The sequence below is a fragment of the Phormidium pseudopriestleyi FRX01 genome, assembly GCF_017313335.1.
Classification (GTDB): Bacteria; Cyanobacteriota; Cyanobacteriia; order Cyanobacteriales; family Laspinemataceae; genus Laspinema; species Laspinema pseudopriestleyi.
Genome location: NZ_JAFLQW010000093.1, coordinates 1 through 5,014 on the forward strand (window position 1 = coordinate 1; position 5,014 = coordinate 5,014).

Here is a 5,014-nt window from a genome sequence, read left to right on the forward strand (position 1 = left end):
CCGGTTTGCTCAATTTGGGCCAGCGGTTCTAAAACCGGGGGAGCGGTATCTTTGAAGGGAACTGGAGAGTCTAGCTCGCGATAGGATAAAATTAAAAATAGTCCCGGATCCGCCACAGTCATCAGCCGTTCAATCAACCGCAAAGACCCGGCATCCGCCCACTGAAAATCGTCTAAAAATAGGGTTAGGGGATGGTTAGGATGGGCGAAAACTTTGATGAAATTTTGAAAGGTCATAAGAAAGCGATTTTCGGCTTCTGCGGGGGGTAAACTGTTGATAGGCGGTTGCTTGCCCAAAATTAGCTCCATTTCGGGAATCACATGAACAATCACCTGTCCATTGTTTCCGAGTGCTACTTTCAGTTGTTGTTGCCAGCAGTGAAGGCGATCGTCTGGTTCCATGAGCAGGTTAGCCACTAATTCCTCAAAGGCTTTAATCCACCCCAAATAGGGAATATCTTGCTGATTTTTGTCAAATTTTCCGGAAATAAAGTAGCCATTTCTTTTGGCAATGCGGGATTCGAGTTGCTGCACTAATGCGGTTTTACCGATACCGCTTTCCCCCAAGACTAGCATCAGTTCTCGTTGACAATTTACGGTACGCTCAAAGGCAGACCATAAGGTTTTAATTTGTGTTTGGCGTCCATAAAATTCATGAGAAATATTAAATTTTCGGCAAATATCATTTTCCCCTAAGATAAAATCTTCGATTTCTCCGGTTGCTTCTAATTGCATCAAGCAGACGACTAAATCCGCTTGTAGTCCCCAGGCACTTTGATATCGGTCTTCTGCTGTTTTGGAGAGCAATTTCATCACCAGGTCGGAAATGATTTTGGGAATGGAGGGGTCGATTTGATGCGGGGGAATCGGCTGTTTTGCCAGATGGCAATGGACCAGTTCCATCGGGTCGGGACTGGTAAAGGGGAGTTGGTTGACCAGGAGTTCGTAGAGGGTGACTCCTAGGGAATAAAAGTCGGTCCGATAATCCAGGGTGCGGTTCATCCTGCCGGTTTGTTCCGGGGACATATAGGCGAGAGTCCCTTCTAAAAGGTTGGGATTTTTTAAGGGGGGATTTTCTTGGGAGACAATCGTGGCAATGCTAAATCCAATCAGCTTGACTTCCTCGGTTTCTGGGTTGAAGAGGATATGCTCGGGATTGATATCTTTGTGGATGATGTTAGCACTATGTATGGAGCCAATGGCTTCGGCAATTTGAATGGCAAGGGGTAAAAATTCCGCCTGAGTTAAGGCGCGATTTTTGATGAATTGTTTTAAGGATTGTCCGCCAAAGTCTTCTAAGATTAAGGCGATCGCCTGGTTATACTTTTGCAAGCCATAAGTCTGGACTACTCCGTCTAAATTCAGCCGATAAATTTCATACTCTTGCTTGTATCGGCTAAAATCTCCGGCACTGACTCCATCGGAATGCAACATTTTCACGATCGCCGGTAAGTTATCTCGCGATCGGATGGTGCGATAGACGACTGACCGAGAGTTTTCGCTCAGTTGGTCAATGATTCTAAAACCGTTGAGGACTTGGGTCGGTATTTTGCTTTCTATCATAGGTCCAGTGGGTGGATTGGTCCAGTCAGAATAGGGAAAATTTAAAATCCCCCCAGAACAGCCCAAACCAGTGTTCTCGGAGTGGGTTCAAACGGGTTTTAGGGTGGCGATCGCCCAGTCCACACGGTTGGTTACGAACCAGGCTTGCCTTGATTTTCTCAGTGTAACTTAAGCCTTTCTACTTTTCTGTAAAAAAATCAGCAAATCTCCACTGAATCCATCGCGACTGATGGGGGAATCCGTGACCAGATGAGTTAACTTCCTGATTTATCCTTGTTCTCTCACTGAATCAGCACTGACTAATCTTTAGATTTGCATCTATTTATTTTAAAATTAAGAGATAATTTAGCGGCCTTTTTCCATAATGAGTAATCCCTTAAAACGCTTAAAATATTTACCCTGGACTTCCCTGCTGCCGGTGGCGGGCCTCACGACTCAACTTGTGGCTGCAGTTGAGGTCTGGTTGGCTTATGGGGCCACCCAATCAAGCGCCCTCCGGAATGCCTTGACTTTGCTCTATGCACCTCCTTTAGGAACCTTGGTTTTGTTTGCATTGGGAATGGGAATGGGGGCGATCGCCGTCTATGGATGCGAACTCTGGAATCGGTCCATGCTCAACACCGGGAGTCTCTGGGCCTTAGCCTTTTGCTTACTCCTCGGTCTCTTCATTAAGTCCCTCCTCCCCATCCCCGGGTTACTCGTGGATCTTTCCGAAATCTCTTTTATTGCTATGGTGGTGGGCATTTTCTGGAAGGGCCGACCTTACATCCGCTAACTCACCTTGGCGGCACTCGCTTGAGCTTGATCACCACCCCAGGATTGAGAATTGAGCATTGAGGATTGTAGAGGGATTGTCCTTGCTCAATTGTCAATCCTTGAGCCTTGATTTTTGAATAGGCAAAAAAAATCCCGCTCAAGTTGAACGGGAAGCCATCAGGGTGCATCTACTAATGCACCTTATATTAACCCATGAGGGGTGTAACCCCACAGTTCTTTAACAAAAATTTATAAAGTCGCTGAAAAGGTCGAAATCTCGTTCACTGGCTCGGAATCAATTCACCCAATTCAGGTAAAAATTACAGATTAATTATTTACGATTTAACTGAATTGCTCTAGTTTAAGTGTTCAGAAAACTCTAAAGCAGCTAATTGAGCACGACGCTGAGAGAGTTGAAACTCTAAGGATTCGATTTCCGAAAGCAGTTGCTGTCGTCGTTGTTCCACCCCATCGGTTTGGAACGCTAAAAAGGCTTCAATATCGGGCCATAATTCCACCGCCCAATCTTTACTAGCACTCCGGTATTCTTTGATAATTTGGACTGTGCCATTGGGTTCGAGTGCAAATAAACTGTACAACCGCTTCTGAGTCGATTTTTTGCTGCCTTTTTTCTCGCAATGGAGATAGAGTCCGGGTTGTTGAAAGGTTTGGACGCTGAGGTTCCTGACAAAATCACCCAGAATCGAATACCCATCGGTGGCGGTGGTATCGACTCCCTCAACTCGCTTGCACCAGTTGCCTGATTTTTCGGAAAGACTGCCTTCCCAAAAACCCGGTGCATTCAGGAAGGCTTCTTTAAGATTAACCAGAAAGGATTCATTCATGGATTTAAGGTTGAATTTGGTGACGGGGGGCGATCGCCTGTAATCAGGAAAGATGAATCAGGACCCTCCCTGGACGGCTAGGACAAACTTGGAGGAGTTACTTCGTGGAGACTGAACCCCATTGAGCTTCACCGGACATCGGCTGAGTGGTCACCTGTTTGCTCTGATTTCGCACCTCTTTCTTTTCCAAATGAGGTGCAATGGGGGTTGCCGACTCGGATCCAGTGGATTCTGGATGGGGAGTGACTGATTCTTCAGGCGATCGCCACTCGGAGATCTCCGGCATCAGTTCTGCGGTCATTTCTCTGGGTTCAGCATCCCCAGTCCCTGGCGAAACCAAGGCGGTACGTCGAAGGGAGGGAGCTTTTTTCGGACGACGCACCACAGGTTTGGGTTTGTTCGGATCCGCAATGAACCAGAGAACGGCAACAATAACGAAGATATCTAATAGCAACATTTCCAACATAATCAAACCTTAAATCTTGCGGCAGAACAACCCTAGAGTGGGTTCGGGTCGCGATCGCTTGGCCTCAAGGAACGGTCAGCAACTGTCCCCTGAACGGGGAGCGCGAATCCTTTCTTGATTGTAGAAGTTAAGAGGACCGAGAGCCAACTGTTTACTTGAGAAATCCTGCACTTTTAACCGAGTTTCCCACCGCTAGATCGGGATGCCAGCACCAGAAAGCTGAGTCAGAAACCCACTTTCTGGCGATCGCAGGGTCACCCCTTAACCTTCACCCACCCAGGAAACCTCCTTAATCCAGAGGTGATGCTACAGTCTGGGGTTTTGTGCTTTCGGTTCCATTTGGGATTCTGGGATATCCGGCGCGGGGATAGTTTGTTTCAGGTGATAACCCTGATGGTCCATTTCTCGCACAAAATTAGTCGGTTCTTCGGGTTCTACCGGGGGTGCTGCGCCAGGGGGTGGCGCTTCCCGTCTAAGTTTTTTAAGTTTAGCTTTTCGTCCCATTGTATTCGTCTCCACTGAGGTTTTTAACTAAATTTTAGCTGAATTTCGTGACTAGAAATTTATATTTTCGCTGTTTTTAGGTCCGCTGTCTGGACGACTCTGGGGATTAGCTAATTGCAGATTAGAAATTGAGTCACGATTTGGCCCTGGCGACCCTCCGGAGTGGTGATATTGGCAAAATAGCCGCGACGATCCTCTACGGTTAAGATCGTGCCGTTGGGGACAGGGGCGATGACCTCTCCACCGGGCGATCGCAGGTTAACCGGCCCCCCGTCTAAGGTTTGGACCTGCATCGTCCCTGTAAACCGACGGTTCCCATAATGATGGTAAGTGAGAAAGCGTTCGGAGACCCAACCTGTTAACCCACCTGGGGCGGTTATGTCTGACCAATTCCCGGTGCGATCGCCTGCATTAAATAACACCACCGTGCCATTCGGAACCGTTCCCAGGATTCTCCCATCGTTTGGACTCTCTCGCACATTCAAGACACCCCCTTCTGTGTTCACCTGCCGATACCAGGTCCGGCAGTTGGGGTCAACATTCTCTTCAGATTGTGCCAAACTCAACGGGACAATAGCTAAAATCGTGAATAAGATTAATACAGTGAAGACAACAAAATTGCGTTTCATTTTCACACTTTTATAGAATTAGTCAATTGTAGGGTTTTCCAGCTATCGAGCATCAGTTTTAACCAATCCCACAAGTGACCCTGTCCACCCTACTACTTAAGTAGAATATTGGATTTTTTGGAGTTCCCTTAGACTCCCTAGAACTCCAGAAGGACATGGCACTGTCATGTCCCTCCCAGGTGAATTGAAAGTTAACCGAAGATATCAAATACACCATCCTCAATAATGCCATTCGGATTGGCGGTTCCGGTA

General features: G+C 47.1%; 6 protein-coding genes. 1 reads left to right on the forward strand and 5 read right to left on the reverse strand.

Annotated features, from left to right (window positions below; genetic code table 11):
* Positions 1 to 1,562 (reverse strand): serine/threonine-protein kinase (locus tag J0895_RS03850; protein ID WP_207086803.1); only part of this gene is annotated, 1,562 nt, incomplete at its 3' end.
* 364 nt (positions 1,563 to 1,926) lie between these two features.
* On the opposite strand from J0895_RS03850, the gene J0895_RS03855 reads away from it, so the two are divergent.
* Positions 1,927 to 2,337, forward strand: a complete 411-nt coding sequence (locus J0895_RS03855; RefSeq protein WP_207086804.1) for a peptide chain release factor 1 — start codon at positions 1,927 to 1,929, stop codon at positions 2,335 to 2,337.
* 337 nt (positions 2,338 to 2,674) lie between these two features.
* On the opposite strand, the gene J0895_RS03860 is transcribed toward J0895_RS03855, so the two are convergent.
* The 4 genes from J0895_RS03860 to J0895_RS03875 all read right to left on the reverse strand — a co-directional run bounded on the left by J0895_RS03860 (position 2,675) and on the right by J0895_RS03875 (position 4,762).
* The gene (locus J0895_RS03860) at positions 2,675 to 3,163 is read right to left on the reverse strand and encodes a hypothetical protein (RefSeq protein WP_207086805.1); all 489 of its coding nucleotides are present in this window, start codon (positions 3,161 to 3,163) and stop codon (positions 2,675 to 2,677) included.
* A gap of 97 nt (positions 3,164 to 3,260) precedes the next feature.
* Positions 3,261 to 3,629 carry a hypothetical protein gene (locus J0895_RS03865; RefSeq protein WP_207086806.1) on the reverse strand — a complete coding sequence of 123 codons (369 nt, stop codon included), beginning with the start codon at positions 3,627 to 3,629 and terminating at the stop codon, positions 3,261 to 3,263.
* Between the two features lie 306 nt (positions 3,630 to 3,935).
* Positions 3,936 to 4,133 carry a hypothetical protein gene (locus J0895_RS03870; RefSeq protein ID WP_207086807.1) on the reverse strand — a complete coding sequence of 66 codons (198 nt, stop codon included), beginning with the start codon at positions 4,131 to 4,133 and terminating at the stop codon, positions 3,936 to 3,938.
* A 110-nt stretch (positions 4,134 to 4,243) separates the two neighbouring features.
* The gene (locus tag J0895_RS03875; RefSeq protein WP_207086808.1) at positions 4,244 to 4,762 is read right to left on the reverse strand and encodes an SH3 domain-containing protein; all 519 of its coding nucleotides are present in this window, start codon (positions 4,760 to 4,762) and stop codon (positions 4,244 to 4,246) included.
* Between the last annotated feature and the right edge of the window lie 252 nt (positions 4,763 to 5,014).